Here is a 12,518-nt window from a genome sequence, read left to right as displayed (position 1 = left end):
TCAGGCCGGGTCTTTGTCGGGCGTAGATTGCCCGATGCGCGGCGTGACCACGGTCACCTCCGGCTGGCTCAGGCGCGCCAGGACGTCGTCGGCCGACGAATGACCGGGCAGGATGCCGGCCTCGCGCAGCTTGGCGTCCAGGTCGGCGCCGGTCCGGCGGTCTTCCAGGGCCTGGTTGGCGTTCAGCTTTTCTTCCTGGATGGCCTGGCGCTGCTTGATGCGTTGCAGGCTGTCGGCCGCCGAGCCGATGCGCGACTGGGCGCCGGCCGAGTTCAGGGCGACCGAGGTCTGGGCGCGCTGGACGGAATCGTTGACCTTGACGATGTCGATCTCGCGACGAAGCGTCTCGATCTTCTGGTCGGTCGCCGAGATGGCGGTGCGCAGCCGCGTCTCGGCCGTCTTCATATCCTCGATCAACGGGCCGCGACTGTTGATCTCGACCTCCAGCTCGGCGATGCGGCCGGCGACTTCGCGCGCCAGGTCGGTCTTGCCCTGGCTCATGGCCGAGCGGGCCGAGCTTTCGTATTTGCCGATCTGGTCGCGGAAGCTGACCATTTCGTTTTCGGCCATACGGCGGCGCGCCACCAGGCCGGCAAGGTCGTCGCGCGCCTTGCCTTGAGCATTGTCGGCGTCACGGATTTCCTGGTCGAGGATTTTCAGCGCATTGGCGTCGACGACGCCCTGGGCCGCATCATGGGCCGAACCCCGAAACAGGGCGGACAGTTTTCTGAGCATGGACATGGTCGGTCTTCCGGATCAGGCGGCGTCGGCGCCGAAGGTTTCACGCAGTTCGGTGGCGTCGATCGCATTCTCGGCCAGGGTGCGCAGTTCGATGAGGATGGTCTGCAGCGTCGTCTTGCAAGAGAGTTCGCCCATCAGCTCATACACGTCTTCGCCACCGACGTTGGTGATGGCGAAGTTGGACAGGGGCACCACGCGCTGGGCCTTCAGCAGGAACTCGTTGAAGGCGTGGCGGTCGGCCTGTTCGGCGACGGGCCACAGCAGGACCGAACAGACGATCTGCGCCCCGCCGACGCTCAGATAGACCGGCAGGTCGCCGTATTCATGCATGGTCGCCAGCAGCACGGGCTCGGCGCCCTCGACCACGCGCACGGTCATTTCGCCCTCGCGCAGCAGGGGGGACTGGTCCAGCGCCGCCTTGATGGCCGGCACGGTCCAGGGGGTTTCGATCACGGCGTCCATTTGATGGTCGTCTCCAGGGGTGATGGATGCAGAAGTGGGGCGGCGCGGTCGGCTCGCAAGCTGCGGGCCGCGGGTGGAATCGGTGACGATGGCGCGGACGGCGGCTTTCACGTCGTCGCGGGCAGCCTCCGGCACCCACAGCTCCAGCTTGACCAGGCCCGCCTCACGGCGCGCTTGTCGCCACGCACGGATGCGGTCGTTGGCGGCGGAGGAGGGTGAGGTATCGTTGGGCATGTTGTTACATGAAACGCGTAACATGAACGCTTGACTTGATGCAAGATCGGACGGAAGTTGACGCCATGAACCGCCTCATTCGGTCGCATCGTCTCTGTTCGCTCGCCGTCGGCGCGCATCGGGCCTAGATAGTCGCCCATGTTCAAGAAGCTTTTCGGATCGTCGGAGAAGGCTGCACCCGCCAATCGTTTGGCGACGGTGCGCAACATCGCCGTGGGCCGCACTGTGTCGCTGGACCCGCTGGCCTGGCGCCGCCTGGGCGACGAGACGCATTTCGTCCTGGATCGCGACGTGCTGGACATCTCGGCGCAAGGCTTGGTCAGCCTGGACAGCGGCCAGTTCGTCCATCGCTTCTATACCGACGACCACGTCATGCTTCAGGCCATGAGCGACGACGAGGCGGGGCTTGAAGCCTACGACTTCAGCCTGTTCATCCCCTGGACCTCGGCCTATCCGCCGGGCGAGCGGGAACGTCGCATCTGGCGCGACCGGCTGTCGGCGCCGGTCTTCCACGGCGCGGCCGAGGAACTGCCCGACTATCCGCGCTTCTGGTTCGCCGAGAGCGATGCGATCCAGCCGCCTGTCACCCTGTGGGAGACGATCTGGGACGACCGGACCGCGATCACCCCCTATGCCAAGATCTTCCAGACCTGCATGCTGTATGCCCGCGACCTGGGCGGCGGGCGCGAACTGATGATCGCCCTGGAGCAGCAGCCCGAGGGCGGCGAGACGACGCACGAAATCATGATCGGCATTCCACTGGAAATGGCCGAGTTCCGCGCCTGAGCGCGCAATCCGAGGGGCAAGACAGATGTTCGACTGGTTCATTTTTCAGCAGGGGGCGATCGCCTTCCTGATCGCCTTCGCCATGGCGGGCGCCTTCACCCTGGCGTTCAAGCTGGTCTACCAGTGGGTCACGCCGTATCACGAACATACGCTGATCCGGCAAGACAACACCGCCGCCGCCATCGCCCTGGGCGGCGCCCTGATCGGTTACGTCCTGCCGCTCGCCTCGGCCCTGTCGCACACCGTCAGCCTGATGGAGTTCGCGGCCTGGGCCCTGCTGGCCGGGATCATCCAGATCGTCGTCTTCGTCGCCATCAGCCGCATGGCCTTCCGCAACCTGGTCGTCCGCATCGAGGCGGGCGAGATCGCCGCGGCCGTCTATCTGGCCTCGATCTCCATCTGCGTCGGCCTGCTCAACGCCGCCTGCATGACGTCGTGACCGCCATGACCGATCCGAAAGACCTGCCCCAGAACTTGGCCAAGACAGACACGATGCGCCGGCTGAAGCGCTCGCGCGTCCTGCACGTCAGCAGCCTGATGGCGACCGCCAGCTTCTCCCTGGCCGCCTGCGGTTCGCCCCAGCGCGTCCCGGCGCCCGAGCCCGAACCGACCCTGGCCTATCAGTCGCTGGACGAGTGCCGCGCCGCCAACGACATCCCTGACGACCAGTGCGACGCCGCCCTGGCCAAGGCCCAGGAAGAGGCCGCCAAGACCGCGCCCCGCTACGCCACGCGCGAGGAGTGCGAAGGCCAGTGGGGGCCGTCCCAGTGCCAGCCGAACAACCAGGGCGGCAACGGCTCCTTCTTCACTCCGCTGCTGACCGGCTTCATCGTCGGCCAGATGCTGAGCGGCGGCGGCTATCGCGGCGGCGGGCCGCTGTATCGCGACCGGGAGGGCCGGCTGTCGAACGGCTACGGCGGCGGCTACACCTACCGCGACTACCGCACCGGCAAGACCCTGACCAATGCGCGCGAGCACGGCGACGTGGCGCGTCAGGCCCCGACGCGGGTGCAGAGCCGCACCACCGTCGTCTCGCGCGGCGGCTTCGGCGGCGGCGGCCGCAGCTACGGCGGTTAATCCGAAACTCTCAACTCCGTCACCCTCGGGCTTGTCCCGAGGGCCCACGGTCGCTTCCGATGCGATGGTGGACGGCGTCCACAATACACTTGCGACATCAGGTGTTTGAGCGCGCCCAACCGTGGGCCCTCGGGACAAGCCCGAGGGGGACGGGGTGTATCAAGCGCTTCTGCTATGAACCTCTCACAGCCTCCGATCCTGCCGGGTCGGAGGCTTTCTGCATTTTGCACCCGCCGCCCCGCATTATGGTTTCTTTATGCCCAGAGCCGGGATTCACATCGCGCCGTTACGGCCCCGCATGATCTCCTCTCGCTTCACTTGAGCTTGAGGAGGCCGGATTGGCCGACGTGATCTTTCTGGCGGTGGGGGCAGGGGCGTTCGCCGCCTTCGCCGCCTTGGCCACTGCGTTGAAACGGGTATGACGATGATCGCCATGCTCTGGGGGGCGGGGGCGCTGGTCGTCGCCGTCTATATGGTCGCGGCGCTGCTGCGGCCCGAGCGGTTCTGAAGAACCGGGACGGAATTCATGAACATTCAAGGATGGGGCGAGATCGCCCTGACCCTTGGGCTGGCCGTAATGCTCGGCTGGCCCATCGGCATTTATATGTCGCGCGTCTGGAACGGCGAACGGACCTGGCTGGACCCGGTGCTCAAGCCGGTGGAGGCCGTCTTCTACGGCGCGGCGGGCGTCGATCCGAAGCGCAGCCAGGGCTGGCTGGGCTATGCCGGCGCCCTGTTGGCCTTCAACCTTGCGGGCTTCGTCCTGCTGTATGCCATCCTGCGTTTGCAAGGGCTGCTGCCGCTGAATCCGCAAGGCTTCGCCGGCGTGTCGCCGCACCTGGCCTTCAACACCGCCGTCAGCTTCGTCACCAACACCAACTGGCAGAGCTATGGCGGCGAGACGACCCTGTCGACCTTCACCCAGATGGTGGGCCTGACGGTGCAGAACTTCTTATCGGCGGCCACCGGCGCGACCATCGCGGCCGCCCTGGCGCGGGCCTTCGTCGCCAATCGGGGCGAGGGCGTCGGCAACTTCTGGGCCGACCTGACGCGCACCACCCTCTATGTGCTGCTGCCCGCCGCCCTGATCCTGGCCGTGGCCCTGTCCGGCCTCGGCATCGTCCAGAGCCTGGCGGCCAACGTCCATGCGACCGGCGTCGAGGGTGGATCCCAGACCCTGCCGCTGTTCCCGGCGGCCAGCCAGGTCGCCATCAAGCAGTTGGGCATCAACGGCGGCGGCGTCTTCAACGTCAACGGCGCCCATCCGTTCGAGAACCCGAGCGCCATCACCAATCTGCTGAGCGCCGTCGCGATCAACGTCATGGGCTGGGCTGCCTTCTTCGCCTTCGGCCGCACGGCCCTGGCGGGACGCGACATCAAGGCCTTGGCTGCAGCGGCCCTGATCATCCTGACCGTCTCAAGCGCGGCCATGTATGTGATCGAGACCCAGCCGGCCCCGTCCCTTGTCGCAGCCCAAGTGGACGCCTCGGTGAACATGGAGGGCAAGGAGGTCCGCTTCGGCGCGCCGGCCTCCACCGTCTGGTCCGTCGTCACGACCGGCGCCTCGAACGGCTCGGTCAACTCGATGCACGCCAGCTACATGCCGCTGGGCGGGGCCTTGCAGATGTTCCTGATGCAGCTTGGCGAGATCCTGCCGGGCGGGATCGGTTCGGGCATCGCCATCATGGTGGTGATGGCACTGCTGTCGGTCTTCGTCGCCGGCCTGATGGTCGGGCGGACGCCGGAATATCTGGGCAAGAAGATCGAGGCGCGCGAGATCCAGTTCGCCATGATCGCGGTGCTGATCCTGCCGCTGGCGGTGCTGGGGTTCTCGGCGATCTCCGCCGTCTTCCCGACGGCGCTGGCGGGCCTGCTGAACAAGGGACCGCATGGGCTGTCCGAGATCCTGTACGCCTACACCTCGGCGGCGGCGAACAACGGTTCGGCCTTTGCGGGCCTGACCGCCAACGCGCCCTGGTGGAACACGACCCTGGGGCTGGGGATGCTGTTCGGACGGTTCGTTCCGGCCGTCGCCGTCCTGGCCATGGCCGGCAGCCTGGTGGTCAAGCCCAAGCTGGCGCCCTCCACCGGCACCCTGCCCACCGACAACGGCCTGTTCATCGGCCTGCTGATCGGCGTGATCCTCATCCTCGGCGGCCTGCAGTTCCTTCCCGCCCTCGCCCTGGGACCGATCGTCGAGCACTTCCAGGTGCTCGCCGCGGTCGCCGGCGCCTGATCCCCCGGATATCCTGACATGACACAACTCACATTGGATCCCGGTGAAGGCGGCCGTTCGTCGCCCCTCGCGGGCGGGCTATCGGGACAGATGATCGGCCGGGCCGTGGGCGACGCCTTCGTCAAGCTGAACCCCGTCAAACTGATCAAGAACCCGGTCATCTTCACCACCTGGATCGTGGCGCTTCTGTCCACCATCTCGGCGGCGGCGGCCATCGCCGGCGGTCAGTCGGCGGGCTTTGCGTTGCAACTGGCGCTGTGGCTGTGGGCCACGGTCCTGTTCGCCAACATCGCCGAAAGCATCGCCGAAGGGCGCGGCAAGGCGGCGGCCGACAGCCTTCGCGCCACCCGCGTCACGACCAAGGCCAAGCTGATCGTCGATCCCAAGACCGGCACGGTGGTCCCCACCAATGCGTCGGAACTTGAGGTCGGGTCGATCATCCTGGTCGAGGCCGGCGATGTGATCGCCTCGGACGGCGAGATCATCGAAGGCGTGGCCTCGGTTAACGAGGCCGCCATCACCGGCGAAAGTGCGCCGGTGATCCGCGAAAGCGGTGGCGACCGGTCGGCCGTCACCGGGGGCACCACCGTGGTGTCCGACTGGATCAAGGTGCGCATCACCGCCAAGCCCGGCTCGACCTTCCTCGACCGGATGATCGCCATGGTCGAGGGTGCGGACCGTCGCAAGACGCCGAACGAGCTGGCCCTGGCCGTGCTCCTGGCCGGACTGACCCTGATCTTCCTGATCGCGGTCGTGACCCTGGTCGGCCTGGGCGCCTATTCGGGCGTCCGCATCGATCCGATGGTGCTGGGCGCCCTGTTCATCACCCTGATCCCGACCACGATCGGGGGACTGTTGTCCGCTGTCGGCATCGCCGGCATGGACCGGCTGCTGAAGGTCAATGTGCTGGCGACCTCTGGCCGTGCGGTGGAGGCGGCGGGCGACGTCGACACCCTGCTGCTCGACAAGACCGGCACCATCACCTTCGGCAACCGTATGGCGACCGAGGTCATTCCTGTCCCCGGCGTTCGTCCGGAAGCCGCTCTGGCCGCCGCCGTCATGGCGTCCCTGGCCGACGAGACGCCGGAAGGCCGGTCCATCGTCGAACTGGGCCGCAACGCCGGCGTCTCGGTGGATCAACCGGCCGGCGCCGTCGCCATTCCCTTCACCGCCGTCACCCGTCAATCGGGCCTGGACGTCGGCAAGGACAGCTGGCGCAAGGGCGCGGTCGATGCCGTGCTTAAGGACCTGAACCTGACCGACGGTTCGGCCCCGTCCGAGTTCCGCCAGGCCGTGGACCGGATCGCCCGCTCGGGCGGCACGCCGCTGGCCGTCACCCAGAACGGCGCCCTGGTCGGCGTCATCCACCTGAAGGACGTGGTCAAGCCGGGCGTGAAGGCGCGTTTCGCCGACCTGCGCCGCATGGGCCTGCGCACCGTCATGATCACCGGCGACAATCCGGTGACGGCGGCGGCCATCGCCTCGGAGGCCGGGGTGGACGACTATCTCGCCGAGGCCACGCCCGAGGACAAGATGCGCCTCATCAAGGCCGAGCAGGCCAAGGGCCGTCTGGTCGCCATGTGCGGCGACGGCGCCAACGACGCGCCTGCCCTGGCGCAAGCGGATGTCGGCGTGGCCATGCAGACCGGCGCCCAGGCCGCGCGCGAGGCCGGCAACATGGTCGATCTCGACAGCGACCCGACCAAGGTCATCGAGATCGTCGAGGTCGGCAAGCAACTGCTGATCACGCGCGGCGCCCTGACGACCTTCTCGGTCGCCAACGACGTGGCCAAGTATTTCGCCATCATCCCGGCGATGTTCGTGGTCTCCCTGCCGGCCCTGGGCGCGCTGAACGTCATGCATCTGCACAGCCCGCAGAGCGCCATCCTGTCGGCGGTGATCTTCAACGCCCTGGTCATCGTCGCCCTGATCCCGCTGGCGCTGAAGGGCGTCAAATACCGGGCCATCGGCGCCGGCGCCCTGCTGGGTCGCAACCTGCTGATCTACGGCCTGGGCGGCCTGATCGCCCCGTTCGTCGGCATCAAGCTGATCGACCTCGTCATCTCCGGCCTGGGCCTGGCCTGATGCGCCAGGAGGTTTCCCGCATCCTTCAACTCGTCCTCGCCGTGCTGGTCATTGCGGCCCTGTGGGGCGTCGCGACGATGCGGGAAACCGACCAGCGCAACGGTTCGAACCTCAGAGCCATCCATCCTGTTCAGAATGAGAATTCCAATGCGTAAACCCCTCTCCAAGGCCTCGGGCCGCAACGACGCCTGGTTCGCCGCCGCCTGTATCGTCGGCATCGCCGGCCTGGGCCTGTGCAGCGAAGCCAAGGCCCAGGACGCCTCGGCAAACGTCGCCCTGACCTCTGATTACGTCTTCCGCGGCGTCAGCCAGACCCAGGAAAACCCGGCGATCTCGGCTGGCGTCGACCTGACCAGCAACGGCTTCTACGCCGGCGGCTGGGCCTCCAACGTCGATTTCGGCGACGATACGGACGCCGAAGTCGATCTCTACGCCGGCTATCGGCCCGAGGTCGCCGGCTATGCCCTGGACTTCGGCGTCATCGGCTACCTCTACGCCGGTCAGCCGGACGGCGCGGACTATGACTATGTCGAGCTGAAAGCCGCCGCCTCGCGCGCCGTCGGTCCCGCGACCCTGGGCGCGGCCGTCTATTATTCGCCCGACTTCTTCGGCGCATCCGAGGACGAGGCGACCTATGCCGAGATCAACGGCGCCGTCAGCCCGGCCGACAAATGGACCATCTCGGGCGCCGTCGGGCGTCAGTGGGTCTCGTCGGACCTGGACTACACCACCTGGAACCTGGGCGCGGCCTATCATCTGACCAGCAATCTGGCCTTGGACGTCCGCTATCACACCGATCAACACGACTTCGGCGACATCTACGGCGCGGGCGCCGTGGCGACGCTGAAGGCCAGCTTCTGAGGCGACGACCATGGTCAATCAACTCCGCCCGGCCCTCGTGAAGATGGCCCTGTTCACCCTGCTGCTGGGGCTGGCCTATCCGCTGGCCGTCACCGGCGTCGCTCAGCTCGCCTTCCCCAGCCAGGCCAACGGCAGCCTGGTCAGAGACGCAGGCGGCAAGGTGATCGGCTCGTCCCTGATCGGTCAGCCCTTCGCGGGCGCGACCTATCTGCACCCTCGTCCCTCGGCGGCGGGCGACGGCTATGACGCCGCCGCCTCGTCCGGCTCCAACATGGGCCCGCTGAACCCGGATCTGGCCGCGCGCGTCGCCGAGACCGCCCAGGCGATCCGCGCCGAGGACGGTTCGGGGATCATCCCCGCCGATGCGGTGACCACCTCGGGTTCGGGCCTCGACCCGGACGTGTCTCCGGCCTACGCTCGGCTTCAGGCCGCGCGGATCGCCCGCGCCAGAGGCGTTCCCGTGCAGCAGGTCCAGAGCATCATCGACGCGCGGACCGAGGGGGCCTTCCTCGGCTTCATCGGCCAGCCGCACGTCAATGTCCTGATGACCAATCGCGCGCTGGACGCCCGCTTCGGCGCGGAGGGCTGATTGCCCGAGACCGAGGCCGAAACGCCCGCGACTTCAGCCGTTCCGCGCCGCAAGCGCGGGCGGCTGAAAGTGTTTCTGGGCATGTCGCCGGGCGTCGGCAAGACCTATGAGATGCTGCGCGCCGCCCGCCGTCGAAAGGCCGAGGGGCTGGATGTCGTCGTCGGCGTGGTCGAGACCCACGGCCGCAAGGAGACCATGAGCCTGCTGCGCGGCCTGGACGTCATGCCGCGCGCGCCGATCGATCACCGCGACCGCGCGCTGATGGAGTTCGACCTCGACGGCGCCCTGGCGCGGCGACCCGAACTGCTGCTGGTCGACGAATACGCCCATTCGAACGCGCCCGGCTCGCGCCATCCGAAGCGCTGGCAGGACGTGGAGGAATTGCGCGACGCCGGAATCGATATTTGGACGACTTTGAATATCCAGCATCTGGAGAGCCTGTCCGACGTCGTCCTTCGCATCACCGGGGTGCGCCAGAGGGAGGCCGTGCCCGACAGCGTCCTGAGCGAGGCCGACGACATCGAGGTGGTGGACATCACCCCCGAGGACCTGCGGGCACGTCTCGCCGAGGGCAAGGTCTATGTGCCCGAGACGGCGCGGGTGGCGTCCGAGAACTTCTTCAAGATCGAGAACCTGACGGCCCTGCGCGAACTGGCCCTTCGCCGCGCGGCCCAGACGGTGGACGATCAACTGCTGTCGCACCTGCGCGAGCGGGGCGTGTCGGGGCCGTGGGCGGCGAACGAGCGGATCCTGGTCCTGGTCGGCGGCGACGCCATGACCGCCTCGCTGGTGCGGACCGGGCGGCGGATGTCGGACATGATGATGGACGCCCCATGGTCGGTGGCTCACGTCGAACGGCCCAGCGGATCGCGCGCCGACGCCCGCTCGGCGGGCCGCCTGTCCGAGGCCTTCAAGCTGGCCGAGCAGTTGGGCGGGCGGCCGGTGACGATTAGCGGCGACGACGTGGTGCGCGCCGTGCTGGATCACGCCCATCGCAACAACGTCACCCAGATCGTCATCGGCAAGACGCGCGGCGGGCGGTTCGCCGAATGGACCGGACGGGCGCTGGCGACTGAGCTTCTACGCAAGGCCCAGGGCGTCGCCGTCCACGTCGTGACCGAGGGCGACCTGACCGCGCCTGAACCGGCGACGAAGCCGGGCTTCCGGGCGGCGTTGGACTGGCGTGGCTATCCGGCCGGGGCGGCCTTCGTCCTGGCGGCGACCGGCGCGGCCCTGTTGCTCGACACCCGGTTCGAGCGGGTCGATCTGGGCGTCATCTATCTGGCGGCGGTGGTGGCGGCGGGGGTGCTGAACGGGCTGCGGCCTGCGCTGGCGGCGGCGACCCTGGCTTTCCTGACTTACAACTTCCTCTTCCTTCAGCCGCGCTACAGCTTCCTGATCGGCTCGCCGACGGACGTCCTGACGCTGATCGTCTTCTGGGGCGTGGCCCTGGGCACGGGCGCTTTAGCCGGACGCGTGCGCGAACAGGCCAGAGCGGCCCAGCGCCGCGCCGCCGCCGTCTCGGCCCTTCTGGCGGCCAGCCAGACCCTGTCGGCGGGTCAGGATCGCGCCACCACGGCCCGAACCCTGGCTGAACAGGCCTCGGCCGCCGCCGGGGCCGGGGCGGTGGTGCTTCTGCCGGACGAGGACGACCTGGTCCTGACCGCCGCCAGCCCCGAGGGCGTAGCCCTGGCCCCCGACGCCATGGCCGCCGCCCGCTGGGCCTGGACCCACGGCGAGGTCACGGGACACGGCACCGGCACCCTGCCGCAGACCCACTGGCGGTTTCAGCCCCTCCAGGGCGTGCGCGGCCGGGCCGGGGTGGCGGGCATCGACGCCTCGGCGGTGGCGGCGGGCTCGGACGAGGAGCGGCTGGCCATGGCCCTGCTGGATCAGGGCGCGGTGGCGCTGGAGCGAGCCGATCTGGCGGGTCAGGCGCTGGAGACCGAGACCCTGCGTCGCGCCGACCGCTTCCGCGCCGCCCTGATGAACTCGGTCAGCCACGATCTGCGCACGCCTCTGTCCACCGTCCTGGGCTCGGCGACGACACTGATCGATTATGGCGCGACGCTGAAGCCCGAGGTCCGCGACGACCTGCTGCTCAGCATCCGCGAGGAGGCCGAACGCCTGTCGCGCTATGTCGGCGACCTGTTGGACATGACCCGGCTGGAGGGCGGCGGTCTGAACGTCCGCACCGACTGGAGCGATGTGCGCGACATCCTGAACGCCGCCGCCGACCGGGTGTCGCGCCGCCTGGGCCAGCGCCGCATCACGCGCGACTTCCCGGCCCAGCTCAGCATGGTGGAAGCCGATCCCGGGCTGCTGGAGCAGGCCGTGGTCAACATCCTGGAAAACGCCATCGCCTACAGCCCCGACGGCACGACCATCGAACTGGCGGCCTATGAGGATCGCGGCGCCGTCGTCATCTCCATTGAGGACGAGGGCAGGGGCATCCCCACCGCCGAACTGGAACGGGTGTTCGACAAGTTCCGCCGCATGGAGGAGTCCACCGACCGCGCCCCCGATCGCGTGCAGGGCGCCGGTCTGGGCTTGGCCATCGCCAAGGGCTTCGTCGAGGCCATGTGCGGCCGCATCGCCGCCGCCAGCCCGATCCAGGATGGCCCGGACGGCGGAAAGCTGGGCACCCGCATCCTGATCAGCCTGCCCAAGTCCATCGCCACCCACCGGGATCTGCTGTGATGTCCGCCGTTCGCCCCCAGGTTCTGGTCATCGACGACGAACCGCAGATCCACCGCTTCCTGGCCCCCGCCCTGGACGCCGCCGGCTATGAGCCCCGCCGCGCCGACAGCGGTCAGGAGGGCCTGCGCGCCATCGCCCTGTGGAGCCCCGACGCCGTGGTTCTGGACCTGGGTCTGCCCGACATGGACGGCAAGGACGTGCTGACGCGGGCGCGGGACTTCTATCAGGGGCCGATCATCATCCTGTCCGCGCGCGACCGCGAGGCCGAGAAGATCACGGCCCTGGACCTGGGCGCCAACGACTATGTGGAAAAGCCTTTCGGCGTCGGCGAACTGCTGGCCCGCATCCGCGCTGGCCTGCGTCAGGGCGCACTGACGCCGGTCGCGGGCGGTGTGGTCACGGCGGGCGACGTGGTGATCGATCTGGACCGCCGCATCGTCACGCGGGCGGGCGAGCGGTTGAAGCTGCGGCCCAAGGAATATGAGGTGCTGGCCTATCTGGCCCGCAACGCCGGCAAGGTGCTGGGCCATGCCGACCTGCTGAAGACGGTCTGGGGCGCCGGCCATTCCGCCGACGTCCAGTATCTGCGCGTCGTCGTCGGCCAACTGCGGCACAAGCTGGAGGTCGATCCGGCCGAGCCGATCCTGGTGGTGACCGAGCCGAGCGTCGGTTACCGACTGAACGTCTGAGCGCCTGCGCTGGCGTCCGCCGCCCGACTTCCCTTATTAAAGGACGCCGTCGCTCTCC

Annotated in this window: 13 protein-coding genes; 11 read left to right on the top strand and 2 right to left on the bottom strand. The window is 68.3% G+C overall.

Annotation, left to right across the window (positions count from 1 at the left end; genetic code table 11):
- Together ACODSC_RS14420 and ACODSC_RS14415 are read right to left on the bottom strand one after the other, a co-directional pair.
- Nucleotides 1-741 (bottom strand): PspA/IM30 family protein, encoded by a 741-nt coding sequence (locus tag ACODSC_RS14420; protein WP_488814685.1) that lies wholly within the window; start codon nucleotides 739-741, stop codon nucleotides 1-3.
- 15 nt (nucleotides 742-756) lie between these two features.
- Entirely contained in the window at nucleotides 757-1,437 is a 681-nt protein-coding gene (locus ACODSC_RS14415) for a YjfI family protein (protein WP_488814684.1), read from the bottom strand.
- 138 nt (nucleotides 1,438-1,575) lie between these two features.
- Here ACODSC_RS14415 and ACODSC_RS14410 point away from each other — a divergent pair, with 138 nt between their 5' ends.
- From ACODSC_RS14410 to ACODSC_RS14360, 11 genes are all read left to right on the top strand, one after another.
- On the top strand, nucleotides 1,576-2,223 hold the full coding sequence (locus tag ACODSC_RS14410) for a DUF2491 family protein (protein ID WP_488814683.1): 648 nt from the start codon (nucleotides 1,576-1,578) through the stop codon (nucleotides 2,221-2,223).
- Between the two features lie 25 nt (nucleotides 2,224-2,248).
- Nucleotides 2,249-2,662 carry a DUF350 domain-containing protein gene (locus ACODSC_RS14405; protein WP_488814682.1) on the top strand — a complete coding sequence of 138 codons (414 nt, stop codon included), beginning with the start codon at nucleotides 2,249-2,251 and terminating at the stop codon, nucleotides 2,660-2,662.
- 5 nt (nucleotides 2,663-2,667) lie between these two features.
- Nucleotides 2,668-3,300: a DUF1190 domain-containing protein gene (locus ACODSC_RS14400; protein ID WP_488814681.1), complete on the top strand. Its 633-nt coding sequence runs from the start codon at nucleotides 2,668-2,670 to the stop codon at nucleotides 3,298-3,300.
- Between the two features lie 418 nt (nucleotides 3,301-3,718).
- Nucleotides 3,719-3,808, top strand: a complete 90-nt coding sequence (locus ACODSC_RS14395; RefSeq protein ID WP_105625212.1) for a potassium-transporting ATPase subunit F — start codon at nucleotides 3,719-3,721, stop codon at nucleotides 3,806-3,808.
- 18 nt (nucleotides 3,809-3,826) lie between these two features.
- On the top strand, nucleotides 3,827-5,536 hold the full coding sequence (gene kdpA / locus ACODSC_RS14390; RefSeq protein ID WP_488814679.1) for a potassium-transporting ATPase subunit KdpA: 1,710 nt from the start codon (nucleotides 3,827-3,829) through the stop codon (nucleotides 5,534-5,536).
- A gap of 18 nt (nucleotides 5,537-5,554) precedes the next feature.
- The gene (kdpB, locus tag ACODSC_RS14385) at nucleotides 5,555-7,621 is read left to right on the top strand and encodes a potassium-transporting ATPase subunit KdpB (RefSeq protein WP_488814677.1); all 2,067 of its coding nucleotides are present in this window, start codon (nucleotides 5,555-5,557) and stop codon (nucleotides 7,619-7,621) included.
- Nucleotides 7,621-7,776: a hypothetical protein gene (locus ACODSC_RS14380; RefSeq protein ID WP_409719770.1), complete on the top strand. Its 156-nt coding sequence runs from the start codon at nucleotides 7,621-7,623 to the stop codon at nucleotides 7,774-7,776. Before kdpB ends, ACODSC_RS14380 begins: the two co-directional genes overlap by 1 nt.
- A complete protein-coding gene (locus ACODSC_RS14375; RefSeq protein ID WP_488814676.1) occupies nucleotides 7,769-8,482 on the top strand; it encodes a TorF family putative porin in 714 nt (237 codons plus the stop codon). Before ACODSC_RS14380 ends, ACODSC_RS14375 begins: the two co-directional genes overlap by 8 nt.
- A gap of 10 nt (nucleotides 8,483-8,492) precedes the next feature.
- Nucleotides 8,493-9,071, top strand: coding sequence for a K(+)-transporting ATPase subunit C (gene kdpC / locus ACODSC_RS14370; protein WP_488814675.1), 579 nt, complete (start codon nucleotides 8,493-8,495; stop codon nucleotides 9,069-9,071).
- Nucleotides 9,072-11,771: a DUF4118 domain-containing protein gene (locus ACODSC_RS14365; protein ID WP_488814674.1), complete on the top strand. Its 2,700-nt coding sequence runs from the start codon at nucleotides 9,072-9,074 to the stop codon at nucleotides 11,769-11,771.
- On the top strand, nucleotides 11,771-12,460 hold the full coding sequence (locus ACODSC_RS14360; protein WP_488814673.1) for a response regulator: 690 nt from the start codon (nucleotides 11,771-11,773) through the stop codon (nucleotides 12,458-12,460). The genes ACODSC_RS14365 and ACODSC_RS14360 overlap by 1 nt, the downstream gene beginning before the upstream one ends.
- Nucleotides 12,461-12,518: the final 58 nt, after the last annotated feature.

Source organism: Brevundimonas sp. FG128 (assembly GCF_057809775.1).
Note: the sequence above shows the minus strand (reverse complement) of the source record. Positions and strands in the feature narration are given on the sequence as shown.

Coding starts and splice junctions, on each gene's coding strand:
- ACODSC_RS14420 (WP_488814685.1), bottom strand. CDS start 741: ATGTCCATGCTCAGAAAACTGTCCGCCCTGTTTCGGGGTTCGGCCCAT.
- ACODSC_RS14415 (WP_488814684.1), bottom strand. CDS start 1,437: ATGCCCAACGATACCTCACCCTCCTCCGCCGCCAACGACCGCATCCGT.
- ACODSC_RS14410 (WP_488814683.1), top strand. CDS start 1,576: ATGTTCAAGAAGCTTTTCGGATCGTCGGAGAAGGCTGCACCCGCCAAT.
- ACODSC_RS14405 (WP_488814682.1), top strand. CDS start 2,249: ATGTTCGACTGGTTCATTTTTCAGCAGGGGGCGATCGCCTTCCTGATC.
- ACODSC_RS14400 (WP_488814681.1), top strand. CDS start 2,668: ATGACCGATCCGAAAGACCTGCCCCAGAACTTGGCCAAGACAGACACG.
- ACODSC_RS14395 (WP_105625212.1), top strand. CDS start 3,719: ATGACGATGATCGCCATGCTCTGGGGGGCGGGGGCGCTGGTCGTCGCC.
- kdpA (WP_488814679.1), top strand. CDS start 3,827: ATGAACATTCAAGGATGGGGCGAGATCGCCCTGACCCTTGGGCTGGCC.
- kdpB (WP_488814677.1), top strand. CDS start 5,555: ATGACACAACTCACATTGGATCCCGGTGAAGGCGGCCGTTCGTCGCCC.
- ACODSC_RS14380 (WP_409719770.1), top strand. CDS start 7,621: ATGCGCCAGGAGGTTTCCCGCATCCTTCAACTCGTCCTCGCCGTGCTG.
- ACODSC_RS14375 (WP_488814676.1), top strand. CDS start 7,769: ATGCGTAAACCCCTCTCCAAGGCCTCGGGCCGCAACGACGCCTGGTTC.
- kdpC (WP_488814675.1), top strand. CDS start 8,493: ATGGTCAATCAACTCCGCCCGGCCCTCGTGAAGATGGCCCTGTTCACC.
- ACODSC_RS14360 (WP_488814673.1), top strand. CDS start 11,771: ATGTCCGCCGTTCGCCCCCAGGTTCTGGTCATCGACGACGAACCGCAG.